Annotated in this window: 20 protein-coding genes; 15 read left to right on the forward strand and 5 right to left on the reverse strand. The window is 47.0% G+C overall.

Going from position 1 to position 24,153, the window contains the following annotated elements:
- Nucleotides 1–60 precede the first annotated feature (60 nt).
- On the reverse strand, nucleotides 61–693 hold the full coding sequence (locus BMW94_RS09320) for a DUF4183 domain-containing protein (RefSeq protein WP_217648181.1): 633 nt from the start codon (nucleotides 691–693) through the stop codon (nucleotides 61–63).
- Nucleotides 694–1,150: 457 nt separating this feature from the next.
- On the opposite strand from BMW94_RS09320, the gene BMW94_RS09325 reads away from it, so the two are divergent.
- The 6 genes from BMW94_RS09325 (at nucleotide 1,151) to BMW94_RS09350 (ending at nucleotide 7,770) form a co-directional block, all read left to right on the forward strand.
- Nucleotides 1,151–1,564 carry a DUF4183 domain-containing protein gene (locus tag BMW94_RS09325; RefSeq protein ID WP_090997471.1) on the forward strand — a complete coding sequence of 138 codons (414 nt, stop codon included), beginning with the start codon at nucleotides 1,151–1,153 and terminating at the stop codon, nucleotides 1,562–1,564.
- A gap of 121 nt (nucleotides 1,565–1,685) precedes the next feature.
- On the forward strand, nucleotides 1,686–2,099 hold the full coding sequence (locus tag BMW94_RS09330; protein WP_090997474.1) for a DUF4183 domain-containing protein: 414 nt from the start codon (nucleotides 1,686–1,688) through the stop codon (nucleotides 2,097–2,099).
- Nucleotides 2,100–2,232: 133 nt separating this feature from the next.
- Nucleotides 2,233–2,517, forward strand: a complete 285-nt coding sequence (locus tag BMW94_RS09335) for a DUF4183 domain-containing protein (protein ID WP_090997477.1) — start codon at nucleotides 2,233–2,235, stop codon at nucleotides 2,515–2,517.
- 41 nt (nucleotides 2,518–2,558) lie between these two features.
- On the forward strand, nucleotides 2,559–3,758 hold the full coding sequence (locus tag BMW94_RS09340) for a hypothetical protein (protein WP_090997480.1): 1,200 nt from the start codon (nucleotides 2,559–2,561) through the stop codon (nucleotides 3,756–3,758).
- A 384-nt stretch (nucleotides 3,759–4,142) separates the two neighbouring features.
- Nucleotides 4,143–5,951 carry an ABC transporter ATP-binding protein gene (locus BMW94_RS09345; RefSeq protein WP_090997483.1) on the forward strand — a complete coding sequence of 603 codons (1,809 nt, stop codon included), beginning with the start codon at nucleotides 4,143–4,145 and terminating at the stop codon, nucleotides 5,949–5,951.
- Nucleotides 5,932–7,770: an ABC transporter ATP-binding protein gene (locus tag BMW94_RS09350; protein ID WP_090997486.1), complete on the forward strand. Its 1,839-nt coding sequence runs from the start codon at nucleotides 5,932–5,934 to the stop codon at nucleotides 7,768–7,770. The genes BMW94_RS09345 and BMW94_RS09350 overlap by 20 nt, the downstream gene beginning before the upstream one ends.
- A gap of 138 nt (nucleotides 7,771–7,908) precedes the next feature.
- Here the strand turns inward: BMW94_RS09350 and BMW94_RS09355 are convergent, their stop codons facing one another.
- Complete coding sequence (locus BMW94_RS09355; RefSeq protein WP_090997489.1) at nucleotides 7,909–9,900, reverse strand: DUF4832 domain-containing protein; 1,992 nt, start codon at nucleotides 9,898–9,900, stop codon at nucleotides 7,909–7,911.
- Between the two features lie 643 nt (nucleotides 9,901–10,543).
- Here BMW94_RS09355 and BMW94_RS09360 point away from each other — a divergent pair.
- The 5 genes from BMW94_RS09360 to BMW94_RS09380 all read left to right on the forward strand — a co-directional run bounded on the left by BMW94_RS09360 (nucleotide 10,544) and on the right by BMW94_RS09380 (nucleotide 16,088).
- The gene (locus BMW94_RS09360) at nucleotides 10,544–11,644 is read left to right on the forward strand and encodes a Gfo/Idh/MocA family protein (RefSeq protein ID WP_090997492.1); all 1,101 of its coding nucleotides are present in this window, start codon (nucleotides 10,544–10,546) and stop codon (nucleotides 11,642–11,644) included.
- 11 nt (nucleotides 11,645–11,655) lie between these two features.
- Nucleotides 11,656–12,546 carry a carbohydrate ABC transporter permease gene (locus tag BMW94_RS09365; RefSeq protein WP_072735121.1) on the forward strand — a complete coding sequence of 297 codons (891 nt, stop codon included), beginning with the start codon at nucleotides 11,656–11,658 and terminating at the stop codon, nucleotides 12,544–12,546.
- Nucleotides 12,547–12,558: 12 nt separating this feature from the next.
- The gene (locus tag BMW94_RS09370) at nucleotides 12,559–13,392 is read left to right on the forward strand and encodes a carbohydrate ABC transporter permease (RefSeq protein WP_090997496.1); all 834 of its coding nucleotides are present in this window, start codon (nucleotides 12,559–12,561) and stop codon (nucleotides 13,390–13,392) included.
- 70 nt (nucleotides 13,393–13,462) lie between these two features.
- Nucleotides 13,463–14,806 (forward strand): ABC transporter substrate-binding protein, encoded by a 1,344-nt coding sequence (locus BMW94_RS09375; RefSeq protein WP_090997499.1) that lies wholly within the window; start codon nucleotides 13,463–13,465, stop codon nucleotides 14,804–14,806.
- Nucleotides 14,807–15,059: 253 nt separating this feature from the next.
- Nucleotides 15,060–16,088 (forward strand): LacI family DNA-binding transcriptional regulator, encoded by a 1,029-nt coding sequence (locus tag BMW94_RS09380; RefSeq protein ID WP_090997502.1) that lies wholly within the window; start codon nucleotides 15,060–15,062, stop codon nucleotides 16,086–16,088.
- A 59-nt stretch (nucleotides 16,089–16,147) separates the two neighbouring features.
- Here the strand turns inward: BMW94_RS09380 and arr are convergent, their stop codons facing one another.
- The gene (gene arr / locus BMW94_RS09385) at nucleotides 16,148–16,564 is read right to left on the reverse strand and encodes an NAD(+)--rifampin ADP-ribosyltransferase (protein WP_090997505.1); all 417 of its coding nucleotides are present in this window, start codon (nucleotides 16,562–16,564) and stop codon (nucleotides 16,148–16,150) included.
- A gap of 230 nt (nucleotides 16,565–16,794) precedes the next feature.
- Complete coding sequence (locus BMW94_RS09390) at nucleotides 16,795–17,700, reverse strand: helix-turn-helix transcriptional regulator (RefSeq protein WP_090997507.1); 906 nt, start codon at nucleotides 17,698–17,700, stop codon at nucleotides 16,795–16,797.
- Between the two features lie 188 nt (nucleotides 17,701–17,888).
- Here BMW94_RS09390 and BMW94_RS09395 point away from each other — a divergent pair, with 188 nt between their 5' ends.
- From BMW94_RS09395 to BMW94_RS09405, 3 genes are read left to right on the forward strand one after another with little or no spacing between them, the layout of a single operon-like run.
- Nucleotides 17,889–18,530 (forward strand): carbohydrate-binding family 9-like protein, encoded by a 642-nt coding sequence (locus BMW94_RS09395; RefSeq protein ID WP_090997510.1) that lies wholly within the window; start codon nucleotides 17,889–17,891, stop codon nucleotides 18,528–18,530.
- Between the two features lie 50 nt (nucleotides 18,531–18,580).
- Nucleotides 18,581–19,429: a sugar phosphate isomerase/epimerase family protein gene (locus BMW94_RS09400; RefSeq protein ID WP_090997514.1), complete on the forward strand. Its 849-nt coding sequence runs from the start codon at nucleotides 18,581–18,583 to the stop codon at nucleotides 19,427–19,429.
- Between the two features lie 58 nt (nucleotides 19,430–19,487).
- Complete coding sequence (locus BMW94_RS09405) at nucleotides 19,488–20,498, forward strand: Gfo/Idh/MocA family protein (protein WP_090997516.1); 1,011 nt, start codon at nucleotides 19,488–19,490, stop codon at nucleotides 20,496–20,498.
- Nucleotides 20,499–20,985: 487 nt separating this feature from the next.
- Here BMW94_RS09405 and BMW94_RS09410 read toward each other — a convergent pair whose 3' ends face one another.
- Nucleotides 20,986–22,737 (reverse strand): bifunctional metallophosphatase/5'-nucleotidase, encoded by a 1,752-nt coding sequence (locus BMW94_RS09410; RefSeq protein WP_090997519.1) that lies wholly within the window; start codon nucleotides 22,735–22,737, stop codon nucleotides 20,986–20,988.
- Nucleotides 22,738–22,989: 252 nt separating this feature from the next.
- Between BMW94_RS09410 and BMW94_RS09415 the strand changes: the two genes are divergently transcribed.
- On the forward strand, nucleotides 22,990–23,973 hold the full coding sequence (locus BMW94_RS09415; RefSeq protein ID WP_090997522.1) for a phosphate/phosphite/phosphonate ABC transporter substrate-binding protein: 984 nt from the start codon (nucleotides 22,990–22,992) through the stop codon (nucleotides 23,971–23,973).
- Nucleotides 23,974–24,153: the final 180 nt, after the last annotated feature.

Raw genomic sequence — 24,153 nt, forward strand, 5'->3', positions numbered from 1 at the left:
AAACAAGGTATAGATAAGTTATCCAATAAAGTTATCGTTGGAGGGTTAATTTTAAACGTTTTAACTCACTGATTGTAAAGATATTTGTATGATTTCAAGTATGATTGGAGTGCCTGCAAGAATGGTATCTTCGTTTAATTGAAGTACCAATGAATTGCGGTTGATTGTAAATAGCCTGCCTTCTTGCATCACACCATTGATATATAAATTATGAATACTATTGGGCGCCATTCCTATGAATTGATCGATGGCGTCTCCGGTATCATTTGTAAATTGTGTCACTGGAATCGCAATGGTTCCAGTGATACTGGTTGGTGTAGAATAGAAAAATCTGAAGGACCTAGGAATGACAGCGATGGTGGAAATGTCAACAGCCGGACCAGCAGGTCCTTGTTCACCCTGAGCTCCAGGCAATCCTTGAAGTCCTGGCGGCCCTTGTAATCCTTGTGGGCCTGGTGCGCCTTGCGCTCCGCGTTCCCCGATCGGCCCTTGTGGGCCTGGTGCGCCTTGCGCTCCGCGTTCCCCGATCGGCCCTTGTGGGCCTGGTGCGCCATCCGCTCCACGTTCTCCATTCAGCCCATGTAATCCGTGTGGGCCATGCGCTTCACGCTCCCCATTCAGCCCGTGTAATCTGTGTGAGTCATGCGCTTCGTCCCCCCCCTTCAACCTTTGTAATCCATGGCGCGTCTGCACCCTTTTATGACCTGCTGCGTAAGGAGTTCTTTTATGCGCTCTATGGTAGTTGCATTTTCTTTTTATTTTTTTTGATTTGCGTCTTGAGCCTATGGAGTTCTTTTTCGGTTCATGTAATAATTCGCATTTTTTGGCCACCCTTTGATGTGGATGTTTCCCATTTCTCATCGACTTTCCCCTACATGAGCACTTTTTTTGAATGATTTTCACTTTCTCAGCCTCCATTTGTAAAGTTTGTTTATCATATGGGACTTAACTCTAGTGGACTGGGCCAATGATAGTGTTCGCAGATATTTTACCAAAAATTCTCAAAAAATCACATGAAACCCTTTATATATAAAAATAATGACATATATAATACATTTAAACCCAAATTTATTTATATTTATTCATTTTGCCGTGACCATTAGTATTGATATTCATATCGTGTATAGAGTCCGAAAGTGAGGTGATATAAATGGCAGTAATAAAACCTGTTGTTACAGCAACTTCTACGACTCCCGTTTCATCAGGGGGAGCGGTAGATACTGTTGTCACTCCAGCAACATCTCGTTATTTTGCGGCAGTAGCAGCTGGTGACATTGGTGCAACAACGATAACAATTCCTGCAACCAGTTTTGTCGATGATGCCGATGCTCCAGTCGTAACGTTTCCTGTTCTGACGGCCACGGAATATTTTAACGTGTATGTCAATGGGGTAATGCAACAAAACTCTTTGTCTACAGTTTCTACAACTAGCTTGATCCTGAATACAGTTGATATTTCTGTTGGTGTTCCGGTGACCCTGGAGATCTCCAGCTTTGCCGATACGGTATCCACCATTACGACGCAGCCTACTATTTCTACGCCTGTTATAACTGTTATAACGTAGTGATTGAACCTGTATTGGAAACGATCTGATCGGAGATATTCAAGGCGTCCCCAGCCAATTAAGCGCCGTGGCTTGGGCCCGCGATTTCTCCGAGCCTATTTATATGAAGGGTGTGAAGAACATGGCAGTGATAAAACCTGTTTATACAGCAACTTCTACGACTCCTGTTTCATCAGGGGGAGCGGTAGATACTGTTGTCACTCCAGCAACATCTCGTTATTTTGCGGCAGTAGCAGCGGGTGACATTGGTGCAACAACGATAACAATTCCTGCGACCAGTTTTGTCGATGATGCCGATGCTCCGGTAGTAACGTTTCCTGTTTTGACAGCCTTAGAATATTTTAACGTGTATGTCAATGGCGTAATACAACAAAACTCTTTGTCTACAGTTTCTACAACTAGCTTGATTCTGGATACAGTTGATATTTCTGTTGGTGTTCCGGTGACCCTGGAGATCTCCAGCTTTGCCGATACGGTATCCACCATTACGACGCAGCCTACCATTTCTACGCCTGTTATCACTGTTATCACTTAATCATCGAATTTAATTGTATACAACTGATCTGATCGGAGATATTCATCACGGTCCTGGGCCAATGATCTACCAAGGTTCAGACCGTGTCCTCTCCGAATATGTGCATACGTCACAAAAGAAGGATGTGAACAGGATGCCTATTGTTGTACCGTTTGAGGCATCAAGAAAATTTGTAACGACTGCTGGTCAGGGAACAGGATCTGATGCAAGCTTCTCCATTGCCGCAACCAGCTTCATTGATGATACAGGAAACAGCGCTATCGCATTTCCGAACCGCTATTCCTACTATTTGCTTGATATTAATGGTGTTCTTCAGCTTAGCTCTGCATCTACGGTTTCAGGCAATTCGATTACGATTCCCAATGGAGACACACTTGATGCCAATATCCCGATTCTGGTTGAGTTTATTGTCAATTAACCTGCTGGTATTCAAATTTGAGAGGAATGGGAGGGAGTACAATGGTATTTATTGAACCCATCTATAATCTCGGAGGGATTACTCCAACATCCAATGCAATGATTGATAAGCTACAAACCGCTGAAGTAAGCTCCCGGTTTAATTTTGTACCCAATTACGGTATTTCCGCATTAAGGGATATGGTTACTACTATGGGTGGGGGTTCTGTTAGCAATTCTGGTGAAAACTTTTTGTTACAATCAGCTGCGACTGCCAACAGCCTTGCTCAGTTGACAACAACAGAACGGGGTCAATTCCTATCGGTTGCTTTTGATTGTGGTATTAATGTACAAGTTCCTGCTGTACCTGTAGGAACTCAAAAGGTGGAGTGGGGTTATACGGATGGTGTGAATGGTGTTTATTTCGGACAAGATAGCACTGGGGTTTATGTTGCATTAGTCCAAAATGGAGTGGAAACCCAAAAGGTATATCAACAGAACTGGAATGTTGACACAATGGACGGAACCAGTCAAAGCAGGGTTACTCTGAATACTTTTACTGGATATTTATATCAAATACGCTATGGTTATTCCTATGGACAGGTGGAACTTCGGATTGTAGCAGTGAATCCTCAAAATTTCCAGCAGCCAATTACGATACATCGGTTTAATCCCTTGGGTGATATCCTGATCTCGGACCCTAACCAAAATATCAAGGCGCTGGCAAACAACGGTGCAGCAGGCGGATCAGTAAGCTTGAACGTTGGCGGAAGATATTTCAACAACTTGGGCACAGTCACGGAGACATCACGAATTACAACGGAAATACGCACGAATACGTTGATTACTAATGCAGTATTCTCCCCTACGGTGAGCTTTCGACGCAAGCAATTTTTCCCCGATGGCACTACCAGACCCAATTCGGTCAATTTGTCAATAGAGAGCTTCGATATATTGGGGTCTGCCGATTTTGCCTGGGAGTTGAGAGTTAGGTCCCAACTTACAGGTGCTTCCTTCTTATCCGTTTCGAGTACGCCTTCCTCGGAAACCGCGTTTTTATCGGATGTGACGGCAACAGACATGGATCAAGCTGCAGGTGTCCGGATACTGGCAGGAATCTCCCTTGCAGGAAAAACAGATGGGTTGTCCAATTTCAACGTAAACTATGCATTGCCAGGCAATGAGATCCTGACATTAGCCGTAAAATCATTAAGCGGTACCGGGAACGGCAGTGTTGCACTTAGAATGCGAGAACTGTGGTAGGGCGTTTCTCCCCCTTAAAAAAGGCCGTTGGACGATGACATCAACTATCTCTTGTTTGAATATGAATGATGGAAAAACGTAAAAGGGACGAAGCAGGATGAACTTCTGTTTCGTTCTTTTTAACGTATCGGTGTTTTTGTTCTTCATTGATGTGTTTTCGAGAGAGTCCCTTTATTATTTGCAGATAAATGTTCACTCTATGTCTATTTCAGGTTAATACAAAGAATAAGAAGATATTAACGATTTAATGGGAGAAAAAGCGATATAATAATCATAATGGTTACGTGAAATTTTACATAGAGTTAACAAAGACACTAACGGAGCTGGCTGTGTGGACATTCCAAATCTTCACCAGAAAATACGCTCCGGGCCGGAGGAATGCTTATGATCAAGCTGTTGTACTACTTGAAGAAGTACCGAGTTGCCGCGATTGCAGCCCTGGTCATGATGTTAATTGAGCTTGCGGTGGAGCTGGCTCAGCCTTATCTGATCTCCAAGATCATTGATAACGGGATTCAGCAGGGAGACTTATCGGTCGTCTGGTTATGGGGCGGTGTGCTGGTTGGTAGTGCTGTGGTGGCTTTTGCTGCCGGAATTGCGAGTTCGTTCTTTGCATCCCATGCAAGTCTGGGGTTTGGATACGATCTGCGGGAGAAGCTGTATGAGAAAGTGCAAACGTTCTCTTATGCCGTCTTTAACCGATTCGCGACGTCGTCTCTGATTACCCGATTAACGGGGGATGTGACCCAGGTTCAGGATACCGTCTTCATGAGTCTGCGCTTCATGACACGTGTGCCCCTGGTGGTGATTGGTAGCATGATTATGGCAGTAATCGTGAATCCGAGATTGGGTCTGCTGCTGGTTGTCATGGTGCCTGTATTGCTACTCGTTGTGGTGTGGATGATTAAAAAGGCAGCGCTGCTGTTCCGCAATGTGCAGCGCAGACTGGATGCCGTCAATGGAGTCATCCAGGAGAATCTGACAGGCATTCGGCTGATCCGTGTCTTCGTACGGATGGGCCATGAGATTGAACGCTTTGCTGGATTCAGCGGCAAGCTGATGAAAGGCACAATCTCCGCGCTGCGCCTGACGGAGACCACGATGCCGTTCATGCTGCTGATGATGAACGGTTGTATCATCGCCGTGCTGTGGTTTGGGCGAGTCGACATCGCCTCCGGTAATGCAACCGTCGGTGAAGTGGTCGCCGTCATTAACTACCTGCTTCGCACAATTGGTGCCATGTCTGCGTTGTCCTGGATTCTGGTAACCTTCTCCAGAGCAAGCGCTTCGGCGCAACGGCTGAATGAAGTGTTTAATACGGAGGACACGTCGGAGACTGAACAGACGAAGTCGTTATCAACATCTGCAACATCTGCTGGATCTATGAAATCTTCGCATTTTCCGCAATCTGTATTCCCAGCGAAGAAACAGCGCACTGTGCAGGGAGCGGTTGAATTCCGCAGTGTAGGCTTCAGTTATCCGAATAGTGAAATTACAGTACTGGATAACATCACATTCACTGCAAAAGCTGGGGAGCGCATTGCCATTATGGGAGCAACTGGCTCAGGCAAATCTTCACTGGTGCAGCTTATTCCGCGGTTATACACAGAGGATCAAGGTAAGGTACGGATTGATGGTGCCGATGCATCAGAGCTGGATCTGTTCATGCTGCGTGGTGCGATTGGTTATGTGCCTCAAGAGGTTGTCCTGTTTACCGGTTCCATCCGGGAGAATATTGCCTGGGGTCAGGAAGATGCTACCTTGGATGAGATCGTGGAAGCCGCGAAGCGCGCGCAGATCCATGAAACGATTGAGAATTTACCAAACGGTTATGATACATTGCTGGGTCAACGGGGAGTGAATCTCTCCGGTGGACAGAAGCAGCGACTTTCCATTGCACGAGCACTGGTACGTAGACCAAGAATTTTGATTCTGGACGATAGCACAAGTGCGCTGGATGTAGCTACAGAAGGCAGACTGCTCGATGCGCTGGAAGAATTGTCGTGTACTACGTTTATCATCACCCAGAAGATCAGTTCGACCACTTCGGCGGACCTGATTCTGCTGCTTGATGATGGACAACTCATTGGACAGGGAAAACATGAAGACCTGATGGAATCGTCAGAGCTGTATCGTCGAATCCATGAATCACAATACGGGGAGGGTGCACAGCATGTTCAAAGCATTCATTGAGCCTTTCCGTCAGCCGCCCCCGCCGATTGATCCGGAGACGTTACGGTCAGGCGGTGGCCGCAAACCCAAGGCACGGGCGAAGAACTGGTCAGGTACATTAGGTCGTATCTGGACCTATCTGGCACGGCGTAAGGTCAAGCTGTCCATGGTACTGTTGATGGTGTTTGCCAGCTCCGCACTCGCTTTGCTTGGCCCCTACATGGTAGGGGTGGCCGTGGATGATTTCATCGCGGGTGAAGCCGGTTCAAGCTGGACTCGGTTTTTGATTGGATTAACCGCAGTGTATGTCTTGTTCTCTCTTACATCCTGGTTACAAAACATATGGATGATCGAAATTGCACAGGAAACCGTGTTCCGCATGCGGTATGATCTGTTCTCCCATCTGCACAAGCTGCCGATTCCATTCTTCGGTAAACGCCAGCAGGGGGAGATTATGAGTCGGGTGACCAATGATATCGAGAATGTCAGCGGTACGTTGAACAGCTCGGCCATCCAGATTTTCTCAAGTGTATTGACGCTGCTCGGGACGTTTGGGGTTATGCTCTGGCTCAGTCCGCTGCTGACCCTACTTACCTTTATCGTTGTGCCTCTGATGGCCATCGGCATGCGTTGGATTACGCGTAGAACGGGACCGCTCTTCAAGGAGCGGCAGCGCAATCTCGGTGAACTTAACGGTTATATTGAAGAGACATTATCCGGGCAGCGGATCATTAAGGCATTCTCGCAAGAGGAGCGGGTGATTCGCGGTTTTGAGGAACGGAATACCCGTATCCGGATTTCTGGTTTCTGGGCACAGACGATCTCTGGTTTTATCCCGAAACTGATGAATGGATTAAACAACCTGAGCTTTGCGATTGTTGCGGGCATCGGTGGTATTCTGGCGATTCAGGGTTCGGTTACAGTCGGGGTGATTATTATCTTTGTGGAATATGCCCGTCAGTTTACCCGTCCGCTCAACGATCTGGCTAACCAGTGGAATACGTTATTGTCCGCGATTGCGGGGGCTGAGCGTGTGTTCGAGGTGCTGGACGAAGATGAGGAAGCGAAGGATGAAGGGGCAGCGGTATCTTTGGACAAGGTGGAGGGAGCCGTTCGTTTCGACAAAGTATCCTTTGGATACGATGAAGGACGTAACATTTTGCATGACATCAGCTTTGAAGCCAAACCGGGTGAGATGATTGCCCTTGTGGGTCCGACCGGAGCGGGGAAAACGACTCTGATCCAGCTATTATCCCGTTTCTATGATCCGACAGGTGGCACATTAACGGTGGATGGACGTGACATTACGACCATTCGGCGCGAGAATTTGCGCTCACACATGGCATTCGTTCTTCAAGATTCATTCCTGTTCCAGGGTACGATTCGGGAAAATATCCGTTTCGGCCGCCTGGATGCGACCGATGAAGAGGTGGAAGCTGCTTCGAGGCTGGCGAATGCCCATTCGTTCATCATACGGATGAAGGACGGGTACGATAAAGTGCTTCAGGCCGACGGAAGTGGCATCAGTCAGGGACAGAAGCAGCTGCTTGCAATTGCCCGGGCAATTCTGGCCGATCCTTCCATTCTTGTATTGGATGAGGCGACCAGCAGTATCGATACCGTCACGGAGATCAAAATCCAGGAAGGGCTGCAGCGCCTGATGCAAGGCCGCACCAGCTTTGTTATCGCTCACAGGCTGAACACGATCCGCCAAGCCGATCGCATTCTTGTACTGAAGGATGGTCAGCTTCTTGAGCAGGGTTCGCATGATGCATTACTGGAACAAGGCGGCTTCTACAGCGAACTGTATTACAGTCAGCTGCGGAACAAGGCACAGTAGTGTAAGGAGAAAAGCTTAAACGATATGTTTGGAAAAGTGGATCATAGGTATTATTCTACCAAGAAGAAGAGCAGGAATGAGAGCATAGTGCCCTCATTCCTGCTCTTCTTCATTTTCACTAGTCGAAGCAACCTGAGATTACTTCGTTACACTGCTCAGCTTGAATGATCCGTCCGTCAGCTTGTTTGTATTGGCAAAGTCCACGCCAGGCTGATTTGTTTCCGGGTCAATGATCGCAATCGCGATATCATAGGTTCCGGCAGCAAGACCGGAGACCGGAATGGAATCGGTCAGGGTGTAGGTACCCGTTTTCCACGTAGTCAGATTAACGGTTGTTGTTTTCTTGGCGACCACGGTATTGCCGCTGCGCAGTTGAATTTCAACCGGCCAGGCAAACGGGAAGTGCTGTACGCCTTTATTCTCCACTTTAATGGTTGTTGTAAATGTGCTTCCGCTAATGGTGGATGGGTGCGAGATTTCCTTCACCACAAAGTGGTAACCCATTCGTTTCTTGAGTGCATCGATATTGGCCTGTAAGGCGTGATTCAGAGGAAGCGAGGCAGGGGAATTCGGTCCCAGCCAGCTTGGTTTACTAAGCTCCGTCTGACGTAACGTTTCCGTAAATCCACTACCGGTGGTTAATGCCGCAAGCATGCCGGAAGCTCCCCCGTAAAATTCGCCGCCTGAGATACGTGTCTCCCAGAAGTTCGGATGTGCAGGCTGCTGTTGACCAATGTCATCCCAATAGCCATTCTGGGTGCCTGTGTACCAGCCCCAATCCGCATCGAAGCTGTCTTTATGTCCAAACACATCGTTGAACATGCCCATGACCATGCCTTTATTATTGGTTTTGGCGAGGGCGATACTGCGCCGGATCAGAACCTGCATTTTGTCCTCTTTGCCAGCAAAGGCATCAATATAATGCTGAACGTACTTGTTCGAGATGTCATTGGTAGGGAAAGCACCTGTGTAATTGGTTTCACCATTGGGTCCGACATAAGGCCAAGTATGGAACTCGCCCCAGTGTCCGAGGGAACCGATTTGGACAAAAGCGACCGGACGATCATTCGTGTTGTACCTTGCCGCAATGGCTTCAATGGCTAATTTGTGCCGTTCTTGCAGATAGGTGGAATTGTAGTTGGGAGAGAAGCCCATGTTGTTGCCCGTACCCATGCCTCCGGTTGTATCGTTGTATACGGTTCCAGGCGATTCTCCGCGGGCAATCATGTCATTGTAGAGCCAGTCGGGAATATCCCGGTGAGCCTGTCCTGTCGGGCTGTCCAGAATGAAGCGAAACACCACTTTGACACCTTTGCTTTTCCAATAGGCAAAATTGTTGGCAGCTTCAATCGCACTAAAATCATATGTGCCTTTGGTAGATTCAAGTTCCTTCCAAGTCACTCCGGCATATACGAGCCTGTGTGGCTGTGTATATGTGGTGCTCTTAGCCGAAGGCGCCCAGCCTTTGAATGGATTGTTGAGTGGGCTGTCCAGCTCTACGGGATTCACCACGGTATTGTTCCCCGTACCACCACCTGATCCAGCCGAGGTCAGAAGGTAAGCTGGCAGTGTTTGTCCAGACGCGGGCAATCTCGATGTATCCGAGCTGTTGTCGATATACCCGACTCGCACTGTGCTGCCTGCACTGATTTGCAGTGTGGCGAGAGGAATAGCGATCTCAATGACGGTGGAGCTGCGGTAGAATTGGGAGCTGGTCAACGTGCTGTTGAAGTTCCAGACCCAGTCGGTTCCGCTGCCGCCATAGCGATATAAACCCGTATTTTCAAGCAGCCACTCCACACCTGTAACTCCCCAGCCCGCAGCCTGGTAACCGGTTGAAGTATTGTTATCGGTGTTGATCCAGAAGTTGCCCATCGTTGTACTCAGGCCTGAGCCTTGAATAAGCAGATAGAGGTTAGTTCCATCATTGGTTACTTTGAGCGTCTGGGCAGTGCCGCTATTGGTGGTGAGAGCACTAACGCTGCTCCAGTCGCTGACATTGCCATCAATGGTGATGGTTGCAGCAGAGGCTTTGGGGAAGGCTCCCGCAGGCAATAGCAAGGTAATCATGAGGACAAAAGCCAAAAACAATCCAAGGCTCCGCTTGCTTTGATCAAATAATTTTGTCATGGTATACCTCCTGAATAATGGATTTTGAATGATAACTCGTTCTTCCCACCCCGAATTTCGTTATGAGGGGTGCGTTAGGAGAGCTCAACTCCTTTCTGATCTGCATGAAGCAGCAGATTAGTAACGTTTTATGTAAGAGTCATGGTAGTAATCGGGAAATAAACAACCAAAAAGATGTGATTTTGGTTTGCGGCAAATATAAAATGTGTTTTTAGTCCTTGGATTGCGTGTCTAAATTGCATTATAGGGGATGAATACAGGAGATTCAACAGAATTTTTTCCAGAATTTATTGTGTTTTCTATTGAAAATAAGCGTGTTTCATTGGAATTTGAACATGATTATTCATAACTGGAATAAAATATTTGCCGCAAATAAAAATGAATGCAAATTAAAGTATATGATAATACAACGAAAATGTAAACGCTTAATTTATGATGAATAAAGAGTTATACTGTTTAGTAGTATATAAAATAGAGCGCAAATATGTTGCCGCAAAATAATTTAAAATTTAGCCAAAATCAATTGACAAGGAATTAAAACTATTTTACTATCGTTACATAGTCACAGTCTTGTTAGATTTATTGACATTGAATTGGCTTCATGGCATTTGCCGCAAATTAACGAGCAACGGAGAGTGTAAGCATGGGGAAGATAAAAATGGCTTTTATCGGTGTAGGAGACATGGGGTCACATCATTGCATTGGTTTTGATTTGCTTGAGGATAGTGAGGTTCGTTATATCTGTGATATGAATGAAGCCAATGTGGCACGTACGCTGGCTGAACTTAAGAACAGTAATCCCACCATCGTTAGCGATTATCGTGAGCTGCTTGCCAAGGAAGATTTGGATGCGGTGGTCATCAGTGTACCGAACTATTTGCATCGTGAAGTGGCAGTCGCTTTTCTGGAAGCTGGCAAGCATGTATTTCTGGAGAAACCGGTCGCCCATACCATTGAGGACTGTGATGCCATTATAGAAGCGGCGGAAGCCTCGGGACGGGTATTGCAGATCGGATTGGTATATCGGTATTCGAATCTGTATCGCCGAATGGAGAAGGAACTGGAGAGCGGGCGTCTTGGTGATGTGAAATTGATGTGGTGCAAGGAATTCCGTGATCCGTTCCCGCCTGCGGATTGGTTCTATGACAAGACCAAGTCTGGGGGCGCGATTGTAGAGAAGGATTGTCATCACTTCGATATTTTCAACTGGATGATCCAGGCGAAGCCTGTCCGCGTGTTTGGCTCTGGTGGCCAGCATGTCATGAAGCAAGGAGAGCCCAATCGGATTCAGAATTCATACAGTCACTATCCGACGAAAGAAATTTCGGATACCTCCATCGTCGACCATGCATTTATCACCATTGATTATGATAACGGCAGTAAGGCCAATCTGGGCTTGTGCATGTATTTGAAACCGCGCAATCTGATGGGAGAAGGGCTTGAGATTGGCCTGATCGGAGAGAACGGTGGCCAGATGGTTGCCCGTAATGACAAGACGATTGACATCGTTGGCGGGCAGGACTGGACGAAGGACCATCTGGAGATTGATGTGACCTCGGATTCCATTATGGGTGGACACACGGGTGGACAGACCCAACGCATTGATTTTCTGAAATGTGTACAGGAAGGCAGAAAGCCTTTTGCTAGTGCGCAGGTTGGTCGTAACGCGTTGCTTATTGCCCTGGCGGCAGAGAAATCCATTTTGGAAGAACGGTACGTCTATTTAGAAGAAATTTCAGGCTGAGGGGTGTCATCATGAACAGGTTGAGAAAATATGACACACTGCTGTTTTTTCTCTTCATTTTGCCTTGGATTATCGGATTTATCACCTTTTTCCTGTTTCCTTTCGGGACTTCGGTTTTCTACGCCTTTACGGATGCGAGACTTCCGGGAGCGACCAACTTCAACTTTGTCGGCATTGATAATTTTACGCACATGATGGATGATCCCATCTTCTTGAAAAGCTTGATGAACACGATGTTTTTCGTTGTATTCGGTGTTCCGATCGTAACGGCGGGTATGCTGGGTCTGGCGATGCTGCTTAATTTCAATGTCAAAGGTATTGCCCTGTTCCGTACCTTCTTCTATTTACCGACCCTGGTGCCTATTGTGGCAACGGTTATTATCTGGCGGCTAGTGTTCAACTCCGAATTCGGCATCCTGAACGCCGGACTTGGCGCGCTGGGTATAGGCAAAGTGGATTGGATTGGCGGGGAGCATACGATCAAGCCGGTCATCATCATGCTTCAGGTCTGGATCTCGGGTAGTGGGGTTCTGATCTTCCTGGCTGCACTGAAAAATGTACCCAGACATTTGTATGAAGCTGCTGCAATTGACGGTGCAAGCGGGATTCGCCGATTTTTCCAAATTACACTGCCGATGATCAGTCCTTCCATCCTGTTTGTCATCATTATTCAGACGATGTATAACTTTCAGATGTTTACGGAAGCGCTGCTGCTATCTAAGGGTGGTCCGAACTACTCTGCTTATACGTTTGTCTACAATATTTACAAGTCGGCCTTTACCGATCTGAAATTCAGCATGGCGATGACGCAGTCGATTTTCCTGTTCGCCGTGATCTCGCTTGTCACCCTGATCCTGATGAAAGTATCAAACCGCTTTGTGTATTACGAGGGAGAACGATAGGAGGAGAGTTACATGAACAGCCGAAAAATAGCGGTAAAAGCGTCCCAATATACCATGCTGATTGTAGCATTAATGCTGTTCGCAGGGCCTCTTGTATGGATGCTCTCGACCATGCTGAAAACCAAAGCGGAAACCTACAAGGTACCTCCAACCATCCTGCCAGACACATTCAGTCTGGAAGCCTTTGAACGGTTGTTCGCTGTGCAGCCGATGATGTGGCAGTGGATTCAGAACTCATTGTTCATTTCCTTTTTTGTTGCGGCGGGAGCGGTGGTGTCCAGTTCACTTGTCGCTTATGGTTTCTCCCGTTTTGCAACCAAGTATCGGAATATTCTGTTCCCGGTTGTACTTGTTACCTTAATGATCCCTCCATCCATTATGATGATTCCCTCGTACGTTCTTTTTTCCAAACTGAACTGGATTGACACCTGGTTGCCGCTCATTGTGCCAGCCTGGCTTGGAGGTGCCTATTATATCTTCCTGTTCCGACAGTTTTTCATGACCATTCCTCAGGAGCTGGACGAGGCTACATATCTCGATGGCGGCAATCGCTGGACGGTATATGCACGAGTCATTATGCCGCTGTCCAAACCCATTATTATGACGACCATTATTTTTGCCTTTGTGAACTCCTGGCTCGATTTTCTGGGGCCGTTCCTGTATATCAAAAACGCAGAAATGTTTACGCTGAGTGTGGGCTTGCAGCTGTTAATTGGTCAGACGAGCCAGGATTTGCCGGCGCTCGCTGCGGGTGCATTTATCAGTATTGTACCTATCGGTCTGCTGTATCTGTTTGCACAACGTTATATCGTTGAGGGGGTGGTGCTTACGGGCACCAAAGGGTAGAGTGGCTGCTTGCTTTCCGGTTTTCAGGTGAACAGGACTTATTGATATGACTTAAAGGGGAGCTGTGTATATGAGAGCGAAGAGTAAACGGCTATTCAATGTATGGGCACTTGTACTTGCTACAATGGTGGTGATCAGTGGATGTGGAAACGGGGGATCGTCCGAAAACGCCGACTCTTCTGGTTCCGGCGGCAGCCAGAGTGAACCTGTAACGATCACATACTCCCAGTGGGGGACGGCAGAAGAGCTTCATCGTACACAGGAACTGCTGGATCAGTTCATGAAGGCCAATACCGATATTAAGGTCAAACTCGAAGGCAAGGATTGGGGCAGCTACTGGGACGGACTGACAGCGAATGCAGCTGGGGGCACACTTCCGGACGTGTTCAAAACGAGTTATGCATACGTGGAGAAATACGCCGAGCTGGGCATTTTCAAGGAATTGGACGGCTTGCTCGCGGAAAATCAGTTTGATCTGAACAATGTGGACAAAAGTCTGCTCGGTCTTCACCAATACCAGGGTAAACAAGTATCCTTGCCGATCGATGCCAACGTCATCGTATGGTATTACAACAAAGCGATCTTTGAGAATGAAGCCACGAACCCTCATAAAGCTCCCGTTCCATCGCTTGAGCCAACGTGGGATGAAATTACCGATATTGCAACCAAGCTGACGCTGGATAAGAACGGGAAAAGCGCAGACGAAGCGGGTTTTGATGCCGGAAACATTGTGCAGTGGGGCTTGTCCATTTCACCAGGGTCAACGATGGATTGGTTCCTGGAGCCGGAATTGTGGTCCAACAGTGCGAAACTGGTGAATGACGATGGTTCCCTTGCGCTTGAGACACCTGAAGCAATGGAAGTGCTGAACTATTTTATCGACTTGACCAAAAATAAAAAGATCAACACCACACCTGCACAGATTGAAGGTTTGGGTGGACAGGTGAATCTTGCGATCACGACATCCAAAGTAGCGATGAATCCGGGTGGCAGCTGGAATACAACCAACTACCAGGAGGCTGGTGTGGATTACGGTATCTCTTATTTGCCGAAATTCAAAACCAACCAAACCGTTGTTCAGCCAGCAGGTCTTGCCATCAGCTCCAATACAAAGCATGAAGAGGCAGCTTACAAGCTGCTCGCTTGGCTAGCAGGTCCGGAAGGACAGACAGAACTGGCGAAACAGGGATACTCGATTCCCGCGAACAAGGCCGCAGCGGATGCTTATATTGCCACTGTAGGTGAAGATAATAAAATCTTCCTGGATGCGCAGCAGTATGGCATTGTATCTCCCTTTACAACCAAGAAAACCGATCTGGTCTGGACGTATGGTGAGCAATCACTCAAACTTCCACTTGCCGGAGATGGTGATCTGAACGCAGCGCTTAAGGATTTGGCCTCCAAGATGCAATAAGCAGATAAAGAGGTGGCAAAGCTTCATACGTTTTCTTAAAAAGAATTAAAATTGCGGCAGTTATGGGGGACAGCAAGCTCCCTGACTGCCGCTATTATTTTATAAAAGACTGCGCCTGTGCACCATTTCATTGACTTCTGTCCAGTAGAAATATAGAATTATATTTGCCGCAAATTTGTGTTTGCAGAGATGAAATTGCCCCAATACGAATGGGGTTTAAATACATAGGTTGAGGAAAGGTGGGGGACTTCACATGGCAAAATTGAAGGATATTGCAGACCGCGTTGGTGTATCGATCTCTACCGTTTCACGTGTGATGAAGAACGATGTCAATCGATCAGTCAGCGATGAAACCCGCAAAAAAATATGGGACACCGCTGAGGAACTGGGCTATCGTTCACAGCGTCCGGCCAAGAAGAAAAAGGTCCAGCCCAAAACGGCATATGCGATCGGCTGTGTGGTGGCTATTCCCCAAAATAAATACAACAGTCCTTATTTTTCAGTCATTATGGAAGGGATTGAGAAGCAGCTTGCTGAAGCAGGCATGCGTCTGGAATTTGTGTACAGCATCGAAAACGATGGGGATATCGTGCAGCTGCAGTCTCTGGTGAAGGAACATCAGATTGACGGCATGATTGTGGTGGAACGGATTGATCCGGAAGCCTATCGCTGGCTCAAGGCCAATGTACGGACTGTTGTGGGTGTGGATATTACGGACCCGGACATTCCGGTCGTCGGTTATGATCGTGAAGAGGCTGCGAGAGAAGCAACGAATCATCTGATTGCCCAAGGGCATCGGATCATTGCCTACATTGGCGGAGCAGAATTCAAGAATGATTTTCTGGAGGAAAAACGATTTCTTGGTTACCGGCGTGCCATGACTGATGCGGGATTACCTATTGATCATGATTGGGTGATCGATGTGAAATGGGATGTTTCGCTGAGTTATGAATTGACCAAGCAGGCATTTACCAACAATGCGAACAGACCTACAGCCATCTTTGCAGCCAGTGATATGATGGCGATTGCGGCCATGCGTGCTGCAACCGAACAGGGACTCCGCATTCCGGAGGATATCGCCTTTTTTGGGGTAGATAATATTGAAATATCCGAATTCACCTCTCCGCCGTTGTCGACCATTCATGTACCCAAGCTGGAGATGGGCATGTTCGCGGTTAAACAGCTGCTCGATTATCTGGATCATTCATATGAAGTGGCTGTTAAAATGATCGTCCCGTACCGCTGTATATTCCGCCAGTCTTCCAATGGCAAAATAAAATAGCGATCAACCAAAGAGTTCCCTTGTCCAGATTTGGACGAAGGGAACTTTTTGGTTGAAAATTAATCGTAGATCACATTTTTCCCTTCTTCACTTAATTTTTTTGAAGATGTAAGCATATGATTTATCTCTTCATCGGAGTGTCTCTCCCATAAAGCTAATTCAGCTACTATTTTTAGAGGTGATTTTGATCTGTATGAGCGTGTTGGGTTGCCGGGAAATTTTTTATCAGTCAAGTTAGGATCATTTTCAAAATCTCCTAATGGTTCTACAATGTAGATTCTTTCTTTGGCATTCGTTTTGGCTAATTCAGCACCCCACTTGGCAGCATTTAATGTTCCCGTAAAGTAAATATGGTTAGATTTTTTATTTTGGTAATTGGATAAGTATTGCGGTTCTAATAAATCTCCAATGTTCAGTTCTGCTTTAGTACCATGAAAAAAGGGTCCATTATCTAAGACATTTTTTTGGTCATCCATACTGATGCACCTCTTTTTTTAGATTTGTATTAAGCAGTATAGTGTAGGAATCGCCAAAAAAACAGTCTATAAAAAACATGAAAATAACGTTACAATATAAGTAGAGAGAATGATATTGAGCGGAAATTACCTGTATAGGCTGAATTAAAGGTTATGGTTTGACATGGGAAAATGAACCATTTGTTTCAAAAAGTATGGAGCAGACTGCACATTAGCAGGCTGCTCTTTTTTTATAACATTTTGGACAACTTCCGGTATTCCCGGGGGGAAATGCCTTCATATTTGCGGAACATACGGCTGAAATAATGAATGTCTGGGTAACCGCTTAGTACACCCACAGCCTCAATGGAATAATCCGTTTCCCGCAGCAGTTTGCGTGCCTCGCTTAGGCGTATGGATTGAATATATTCGTTGGGAGGCATGCCCGCAACCTGTTTGAACAATTTGGCCATGTGATCCACACTCAGGTTCAATTGTTTGGCGATGCCCGAATTGGTCCACGGGTTGGAGGGGGCGATCTCTATACGTTTCATGAGTTCGAGCAGCTTATCTCCGTGTACCGAATCATGGCGTGATGAACTTCGCCAGGATGAACGCAGCAGATGGGTCAATATTTGCAGCATCAAGGCTTTACATACCAGTTCATATCCCGGTGGGCGCATCGTAAATTCATGTACCAATTGCTCCATAAGCTGCACGGCAGCTGGAGAAGGGGTATACACCGGGTTAATAGATAGCGGCGTCATGCCCTCTGCGCACGCCTCCACTGCGAATTTGTGGTGCAGAACAGTCTCTTCGTTAACAACCATATCTGCCTCGGTCTGAATGGTCAATTCGTTGAAGAAATCAAAATGAATGCCAATGAAACGTGCTTCCGGGCTGGAAACCACCTCATTCTGGTGATAGACACCGGCAGATAGCAAGATTAGCTGACCAGCTTTCAAAATATGGTGTTTATCGTTCATATAAGTTGCAGCTTCACCTTGAGAGACGTACAGAAGTTCAAAGTCATACAGACGCCGCTTTGCCAGCTTGCCGGGAGGAAGGCTCTGGAACTGAGCATAATGCACGTTGGGAGACCATTCCTTGTAAGTCGCGGTTCGTTGCAGAGGATATACCGCTTGCTGGAGAGACATAAATTCCATCTCCTTTTTTCGATGAGATTGGCCCAAAAAGATTTAATTAAAACTGAACGGAATTGTGCAAATAATCTCTTTATCTCCTAAATAAATGATTACGTAAAATATTTATAATATAAGTATTATCACATGTTCTTACGAGAGAGACAATATCACGGATTAAGCTAAAAAAGGAGAGGATTCAGATGGACTCTCTCCCTGTGGACCGGAGCACGAGTTATTGCTGCGAACCACTCAGGTCAGTTGCACAGAGTGGATTCCCCTCGACTGCGGATTGGGAACGATGTGTTCCAGTGGAACTGGTGGACACGGTAACAGGCAGACCACCTCATCAATCCACAGAAGTCCGTTTTGGCTGGAGTCCCGAATATTTGTATATTCGGTTTGAATGCCAGGATGATCACGTTGTATCTGATTTCACGGAAAGGGATCAGCCATTGTATGAGCAGGATGTGGTTGAACTGTTCATTGATGAACAGGGCGATGGCAGGAACTACATCGAACTGGAGGTCAGTCCGCACAACGTAATATTTGATGCACTCATTCACAATAACGGCGAAGGTTCTATATTGAAGGCAGATGTAACCTGGCAGCTGGAGGGGTTACAAACGGCTGTCGAAGTGGATCGTCAGGGCCATCGGGTGTATGTGATCCATATTCCAGCGAGTAACTTCAAGTCGCCCCTGACTAAAGGCGTATGCTGGAGGGTCAACGTTTACCGTATTGATGAGAATGTGCAGGGAGATCGGGAGTATCAGGCATGGCAGCCCACGGGGGCTGTAAACTTTCATTTGCCTGCCCGATTTGGTCATTTTCAATTAGGATAGCGATGCGATGCTGAAGAACAGGTATTCATATTTTGAAGGAGGGTATTCGGATGAAAAAAGGGATTAACATATGGTCTTTTCCAGGAGATGCCTCTATTGCGGATTGTATTCAGACGGCGAAGCAAGCTGGCTTTGAGGGGATTGAACTTTCGCTTAATGGAGAAGGCGAGCTGAGTCTGTCTGCCACGGATCAGGAGGTTCGTGATATTCAGGGACGTCTCGAAGAGGCCGAACTCGAAATCGCGGGACTAGCAACCGGATTGTACTGGGATTACCCGATGACGAGCGCTCGTCCAGAGATCCGTACGAAAGCACTGGATGTGTGTAAAAAACAGCTGGAGCTTGCCGCGGCATTTGGTGTGGATACCATTCTGGTCATTCCGGGTGCGGTTGGTGTGGATTTTATTCCAGACAGTGAAGTGACGGATTATGAAGTTGCTTACGAACGGGCGCAAGAAACCCTTGCGCATCTGCTGCCGTATGCGAAAAGTGCCGGAGTATCGATTGGTATTGAGAACGTATGGAACAAATTTCTGGTGTCACCGCTAGAGCTGCGTACCTTTATTGATTCTTTTAGCTCAGATTATATAGGTTCGTATTTCGATGTGGGCAATGTGGTGCAGAATGGTTACCCAGAGCAGTGGGTTCGCATTCTGGGTCACCGGATCAAGAAAGTGCACTTCAAGGATTACCGACGTCAAGCAGGAGGGCTTCATGGGTTTGTAGACCTGCTGGCTGGAGATGTGAATTATCCGGCGGTGATGCAGGCATTACAGGCCATTGGTTACGACAACTACGTGACTGCCGAGATGATTCCGCCATACACCCATCATTCGAAACAGATCATATTCAATACATCCAAAGCGATGGATGCCATTCTTGGACGTTCTCAGGAATAAATTCAAATAACAACGTTTATGAGAACATAAAATTTATTTTTTTGTGGGAGGTAAAAACATGTTGAAAGTGGGATTGATCGGATTTGGGTTTATGGGACGTATGCATTTTGATAACTATGTACGTCTTGCCTCAGAAGGGGAACCCGTGGAATTGGCAGCCATCTGCGATCTGAGAATAGAGGAACTGAAGAACGGTAAAGCAGCCGGCAATATGGCGACCGAGCAAGAGGTATATGATCTCACACCTTATCGTTTGTACGACAACATCGACGCGATGCTGGAGCAAGAAGAACTGGATATCATTGATATTACGCTGCCTACACCACTGCATGCTGAACTAACGTGTTCCTTGCTGGAGAAAGGCTTTCATGTGCTGTGTGAGAAGCCGGTTGCGCGCCATTCGGCGGAAGGCTGGAAGATGGCACAGACGGCCAAAGAGACCGGGAAAACACTGATGATTGGTCAATGTTTACGCTTCTGGCCAGCCTATGCGTATCTGAAATCCGTAGTAGAAGACGGGCGTTATGGAGCGGTCAACGCAGGTTATTTCTTCAGGGGTTCAGGTTTGCCTCAAGAGTGGTTTTTGGATGGAGAGAAAAGCGGTGGCTGCATATTAGATATGCACATCCATGATGCGGATATTATTCACTGGGTGTTTGGCAAACCGGATCAAGTATCCACGCTGGCTCACAACGTCATTCCGGGAAGTGGCTATGATACCGTGTCGACCAATTATGTGTACCCTGATGGAAAAGTACTGAATGCCCAAGCTGACTGGACGCTGGGGGGAGATTACGGTTTCTCCATGACGTATCGGGTTAATTTGGAGCAGGGGAATCTGGTCTTTGAGAATGGTGAGCTGAAAGTAAATCCGAACGATGCTCCCGGTTTCGTCGCTGAGCTGTCACCCGACTCGGGATATTATCACCAACTCAAATATTTTATCCAGTCTGTTCAAGCAGGTACGCCTGTATCTGTATGTACACCGGAAAGTGCAACAGGTACGCTTGAGTTAATTGAAGCCGAGATGCGCTCGGCGGAGGAGCGTGGGGCATTGGTTACATTATAATAGGAGCAGGTGCAGGTTTGACGAATGTAACAACTTAACCGTACAGGGGAATATGGATTAAAAAATGAAGAAGGGCTGTCTCGTGGTCATGAATTTGACGAGACGTCCCTTTTGAGCATGAGCATCCATGTCATGGCTCATCCCACCGCCTACGATTACGGTTTGAGCAGAGGGTTGAGCGCTAACGAATCGCGGACACGTTATTCAGGAGTTTAAAGCAATTACGGAAATCTAAGGAACCTGAGACACGCTACTTTAAGATGTTGAGCCGTATATCGCGTTAATCGTCACATTTTTAGGAAATAGCGTGTCTGGTGTTCCTTACAATTAGAAATGAGGGGCGGAGGGACAAATAAGACGTCCTAGGTTCCTTAGAAATAAGAAGGAAGCAAGCATACAACAAGCGCAGGCATACCTACATGCTTGTGCTTGTTGTATGCTAAATCCTCCTAAATCCCCTGTTCAAGTCCACCGACATAAGCAGTAATTATCCCTTACGACCAACAACCCGCCAGTTATTCGCCCGTTCCACGGTTAGTGGTTGATGTCTGCGAATATAATCCTCCACCAGTGCCGCCATATCCGTGGCGCCTTCGTGAAGTACCTTTTTGCCCGGATACATCGCGTAATCACCGCCGCCTGCCGCGCGATAACTGTTCATCACGACAGAGTACGTCGCGTCCACCGTAACAGGAATGCCCTCGCGTTCCAGCTTCACCACACGACTTCCCACAGGTTTGGAGATATCCAGCTCATATTCGACGCCCGCCCACATGTCATAATTATAATGCTGTGGTTTCGGCTGCATGTAAGCAGGATTAACGACTACTTCGCCTGAAGCCTCCACTTCAAAGTAACGCGCCGTTTGCTCTAATGCATCCCGAATGTCCTGACCACGAAGCTCCAGCACCGTCAGTGTATTGGGATAGATAAAGTTAGACAGCACATCCCGAACGGTAATGAGGGAACCGAAACCGCGGGCCTCTTCACTGAGTAATGCGGTATTCGATATTTGTGCTCCCGTTGCTTCCATCTGCACCTGATGTACAAAAGCAATGAAGGGATGCGCCGCGAGCCGCAATGCGGCAGGATCGGTGATGGATAAGTCTCCGGCCACCTCGCCAATCGGCTGGTCCAGCCATGCCTGTGCTTTTGCTTCCAACTCGTCCGTCAGTTTCATAACAGCCGCATCGGGCTGTACATCACTATTTTCATCCAAGAGCAACAAGCGAGCCTGTTTGCCTGCAATCTGCCACCTTCCATTCGATAACCGGTCCAACTCAACGGATACATGACCGGCCCCGTTCCCACTAAACCCAGGCTGGATTACGGTCACACCATGTATTTCAGCAGTAAGCTGACGATGTTGATGCCCGGTGAGCAGAACATCAATCCCTTCAATGTCACGGCAGATGGCGTACGCCTGATTTTCGCCGGTTAACCGCTCGGCAGGTTCCCCCGTCTCCAGATCACTCTCAAAACCACCATGATAACTGACGACGAGCAAATCCGGCTGTTCATGTTCACGAATATAACCAACCCACGCACGAATAGTCTCCATAGCATCAAGGAACTGTAAACCTTCTATATTTTTCGGATGCTCCCAATTCGGAATATAGTGCGTCGTTGCGCCCAGCAAAGCAATTTTAACGCCTGAAGACAAGGTTTTGATCAAATAGGGAGGACCGAAGGCGGGAATGGCTGCTCCAGTAGGTGCAATGACCCGTGTTTCTTTTTCAGGATTCCCTTCATATGAATGGATCACGACCGTGTCGTCCTGATAAGTTCTATACGACGGATGATCGTCGGCGCTGTGTTGTTCAATTAAACTTTCGTAGTCTTCCTTGTGACGATTCATAACAATATTTGCGGATAGCCAAGGAAAATGGGAATCTTCAACGGCTTTACGCAGCAAGTCCTGGCCGTAGTTGAATTCATGATTGCCCATCACGGCTGCATCATAGCCCAGTTCGTTCAGAACATTAATGAAGGGATGCACTTCGTGATTCGAAACAAAGGAAGCAGCATACGAGGCCAAAGGAGAGCCCTGCAGCAGATCGCCGTTATCCACGAGCAGCAGTTCGGGTGAACGCTCCCGTTCACGTCGGATCAGCGAAGCGAGCAAAGCAAGTCCGGCTGGGCGATAAGCATTGGTGTTGTAATGTATGGGGCGAATGGCTCCATGAAGGTCACTGGTTACCATGATGTCGAAGCTTGCCGTAGTTGGTATGGATGTCATTTTACAATCTCCTCTAAATATATAAGTTTAAACATATCAAATCACAGGTCATTCTAGCGGCAGAGTACAAGGGAAATCACCATTTCTACTTGTATTATCAACCGTAATGAGGCTATTCTAACAGATCAAAGCCGCTCTGACAGCCTGACAGGAAACTTTACAAAACTCCAAATTTCGTTTCACATCGCGCAAATAATTGACGACTATAGTAGACAAGTAACGAAAAATAGAAACTCTTTGGAGGGTGTTCGCTTGAAGAAGTCTGCTTTATTTTTACCATTGTTGATTTTGGTTCTGTTTCTAAGTGCTTGTGGGTCTAACAGTAGTACAACAGGTTCGGCTAACGGGGCTGATACGAGCTCGAATTCATCCAGTACTGACACGGCAGAGACAGACAAAGCCGCTGAAGGTTATGTGCCGACTGAGCTGACTGTACAATTCGTTCCATCACAGAATGCAGATACACTCGAAGCCAAAGCAAAACCGCTCGAGAAGCTGCTGGGTGACAAATTGGGTATCCCGGTGAAGGTCAGCGTATCCACAGACTACAACACAATTATTGAAGCAATGGCTTCCAATAAAGTGGACGTAGGTTTCCTGCCTCCGACGGCTTATGTACTTGCCAAAGAAAAAGGTGCAGCTGAAGTTATTCTTCAGGCACAACGTTTTGGTGTAAATGATGAGACTGGCGCTCCAACCGAGCAACTGGCAGATTCGTATAAATCCATGATTATTGTAAAAAAAGACTCGCCGATCCAATCCGTTGAGGATCTGAAAGGCAAAAAAATCGCTTACCAGAACGTAACTTCTTCTGCAGGTTATGTATGGCCGGCAGCCCTGTTGCTCGACAGAGGCATTGATCCTTTGAAAGATGTACAGCCAATCACGGTTAAAGGCCATGACCAAGGTGTGCTGGCAGTCCTGAACGGCGACGTTGATGCCGCAGCGATTTTCCAGGATGCTCGTAACACTGTAGTGAAAGACTACCCGACGGTATTTGAAGATACGCGTGTACTGGCGTTCACTGAGCCGATTCCTAACGATACCATCACAGTACGTACAGACATGAATGCAGATTGGACAGCGAAGATCAAACAAGCATTCATCGACATCGGTAAAGATCCACAAGGTCACGAAATTATCAAAGAAATCTACACACACGAAGGTTATGTAGAGTCGGATGACAGCAAGTTTGATATCGTTCGTGAGTACGGGGAGAAAGTAAAAACCGAGTAGTTCTCTGTTCAAGAAATATCGTGATGGATTGATCGCATTGTATTGCATTGATTATCTTTTCATTGGATAACTTCATCGGTTCAGCGGGCAGGCCAGTTCAGCGTGATACACGCTGCGCTGGCTTGTCCCATTACAGCGTGACCCTGCGAAATACCATATTAATGAAAGAAGGATTATTGC

The organism is Paenibacillus sp. OK003 (assembly GCF_900109515.1).
Classification (GTDB): Bacteria; Bacillota; Bacilli; order Paenibacillales; family Paenibacillaceae; genus Paenibacillus; species Paenibacillus marchantiae.

Coding starts and splice junctions, on each gene's coding strand:
- BMW94_RS09325 (WP_090997471.1), top strand. CDS start 1,151: ATGGCAGTAATAAAACCTGTTGTTACAGCAACTTCTACGACTCCCGTT.
- BMW94_RS09330 (WP_090997474.1), top strand. CDS start 1,686: ATGGCAGTGATAAAACCTGTTTATACAGCAACTTCTACGACTCCTGTT.
- BMW94_RS09335 (WP_090997477.1), top strand. CDS start 2,233: ATGCCTATTGTTGTACCGTTTGAGGCATCAAGAAAATTTGTAACGACT.
- BMW94_RS09340 (WP_090997480.1), top strand. CDS start 2,559: ATGGTATTTATTGAACCCATCTATAATCTCGGAGGGATTACTCCAACA.
- BMW94_RS09345 (WP_090997483.1), top strand. CDS start 4,143: ATGATCAAGCTGTTGTACTACTTGAAGAAGTACCGAGTTGCCGCGATT.
- BMW94_RS09350 (WP_090997486.1), top strand. CDS start 5,932: ATGTTCAAAGCATTCATTGAGCCTTTCCGTCAGCCGCCCCCGCCGATT.
- BMW94_RS09355 (WP_090997489.1), bottom strand. CDS start 9,900: ATGACAAAATTATTTGATCAAAGCAAGCGGAGCCTTGGATTGTTTTTG.
- BMW94_RS09360 (WP_090997492.1), top strand. CDS start 10,544: ATGGGGAAGATAAAAATGGCTTTTATCGGTGTAGGAGACATGGGGTCA.
- BMW94_RS09365 (WP_072735121.1), top strand. CDS start 11,656: ATGAACAGGTTGAGAAAATATGACACACTGCTGTTTTTTCTCTTCATT.
- BMW94_RS09370 (WP_090997496.1), top strand. CDS start 12,559: ATGAACAGCCGAAAAATAGCGGTAAAAGCGTCCCAATATACCATGCTG.
- BMW94_RS09375 (WP_090997499.1), top strand. CDS start 13,463: ATGAGAGCGAAGAGTAAACGGCTATTCAATGTATGGGCACTTGTACTT.
- BMW94_RS09380 (WP_090997502.1), top strand. CDS start 15,060: ATGGCAAAATTGAAGGATATTGCAGACCGCGTTGGTGTATCGATCTCT.
- arr (WP_090997505.1), bottom strand. CDS start 16,564: ATGGATGACCAAAAAAATGTCTTAGATAATGGACCCTTTTTTCATGGT.
- BMW94_RS09390 (WP_090997507.1), bottom strand. CDS start 17,700: ATGTCTCTCCAGCAAGCGGTATATCCTCTGCAACGAACCGCGACTTAC.
- BMW94_RS09395 (WP_090997510.1), top strand. CDS start 17,889: ATGGACTCTCTCCCTGTGGACCGGAGCACGAGTTATTGCTGCGAACCA.
- BMW94_RS09400 (WP_090997514.1), top strand. CDS start 18,581: ATGAAAAAAGGGATTAACATATGGTCTTTTCCAGGAGATGCCTCTATT.
- BMW94_RS09405 (WP_090997516.1), top strand. CDS start 19,488: ATGTTGAAAGTGGGATTGATCGGATTTGGGTTTATGGGACGTATGCAT.
- BMW94_RS09410 (WP_090997519.1), bottom strand. CDS start 22,737: ATGACATCCATACCAACTACGGCAAGCTTCGACATCATGGTAACCAGT.